Origin of the sequence: Blastococcus sp. TF02-09, assembly GCF_003319105.1 — a bacterium.
GTDB lineage: Bacteria > Actinomycetota > Actinomycetes > Mycobacteriales > Geodermatophilaceae > Blastococcus.
This window is the reverse complement of the sequence record NZ_QOHH01000024.1, coordinates 1-1,700: the sequence shown is the minus strand read 5'-3', so window position 1 is coordinate 1,700 and position 1,700 is coordinate 1. Positions and strand designations below refer to the sequence as shown.

1 protein-coding gene is annotated in these 1,700 nt (G+C 70.1%); it reads left to right on the top strand.

Translation table 11 applies throughout. The annotated features are described in order from the left end of the window. Window positions 1-1,700 (top strand): aconitate hydratase AcnA (gene acnA, locus DQ239_RS19980; RefSeq protein ID WP_113836172.1); only part of this gene is annotated, 1,700 nt, incomplete at both ends.

Below are 1,700 nucleotides of genomic sequence, written 5' to 3'. Positions count from 1 at the left end.
GACTACGACATCTACCGACTCGACGCGGTGGAGGGCTCCGACAAGCTGCCCTTCAGCCTGAAGGTCCTCCTGGAGAACCTGCTGCGCACCGAGGACGGCGCGGACATCACCGCCGACCACATCCGCGCGCTGGCGAACTGGGACCCGTCGGCCGAGCCCGACCAGGAGATCCAGTTCACCCCGGCCCGCGTGGTCATGCAGGACTTCACCGGCGTGCCCTGCATCGTCGACCTCGCCACCATGCGCGAGGCCATGGCCGAGCTCGGCGGCGACCCGCAGAAGATCAACCCGCTCGCCCCGGCCGAGCTGGTCATCGACCACTCGGTGATCGCCGACATCTTCGGCACCGAGGACTCGTTCCAGCGCAACGTCGAGATCGAGTACGAGCGCAACGGCGAGCGCTACCAGTTCCTCCGCTGGGGCCAGGGCGCCTTCAGCGACTTCAAGGTCGTCCCCCCGGGCACCGGCATCGTGCACCAGGTCAACATCGAGCACCTGGCCCGCGTGGTCTTCCCGCGCCAGGAGGGGAACCGCACGGTCGCCTACCCCGACACCTGCGTCGGCACCGACTCGCACACCACGATGGTCAACGGCCTGGGCGTGCTGGGCTGGGGCGTCGGCGGCATCGAGGCCGAGGCCGCCATGCTCGGCCAGCCCGTCTCGATGCTCATCCCCCGCGTCGTGGGGTTCAAGCTCTTCGGCCAGCTGCCGGACGGCGCCACCGCGACCGACCTGGTGCTGACCATCACCGAGATGCTGCGCCAGCACGGCGTCGTCGGGAAGTTCGTCGAGTTCTACGGCGAGGGCGTCTCCGCCGTCCCGCTGGCCAACCGCGCCACGATCGGCAACATGAGCCCGGAGTTCGGCTCCACCGCGGCCATGTTCCCCATCGACGAGGAGACCATCACCTACCTGAAGCTCACCGGCCGCTCGGCCGAGCAGGTGGCGCTGGTCGAGGCCTACGCCAAGGAGCAGGGCCTCTGGCACGACCCGACGCGCGAGCCGGCCTTCTCCGAGTACCTCGAGCTGGACCTGTCGACGGTCGTCCCGAGCATCGCCGGCCCGAAGCGCCCGCAGGACCGCGTCGCCATCACCGACGCCAAGGCCTCCTTCCGCGCGGCGCTGGCCGACTACGTCCAGGCCGACGAGACCGGTGGCGAGGAGCGCAAGCCCGGCGTCCCGGCGCAGGAGAAGCCGTTCGGCGTGAAGTCGTCGGTGGACGAGGCCGTCGCGGAGACCTTCCCCGCGTCCGACCCGATCGCCGAGACCCACGGCAACGGCGAGGCCGGCAAGCCCGACGCCTACCAGGGGAGCGAGGACGCCGAACGGCCGCGCAAGCCGACCCGGGTCGTCATGGAGGACGGCACCGGGACCGAGGTCGACCACGGCCACGTGGTCATCGCCGCGATCACCTCCTGCACCAACACCTCCAACCCGCAGGTGATGATCGGCGCCGCGCTGCTGGCCAAGAACGCCGTCGAGCGCGGCCTGGCCACCAAGCCGTGGGTGAAGACGACGCTGGCCCCCGGGTCCAAGGTCGTCATGGACTACTACGAGAAGGCCGAGCTCACCCCGTACCTGGAGAAGCTCGGCTTCTACCTGGTCGGCTACGGCTGCACCACCTGCATCGGCAACTCGGGCCCGCTGCCCGAGCCGGTGTCGAACGCGGTGAACGAGGCCGACCTCGCCGTCGTCTCGGT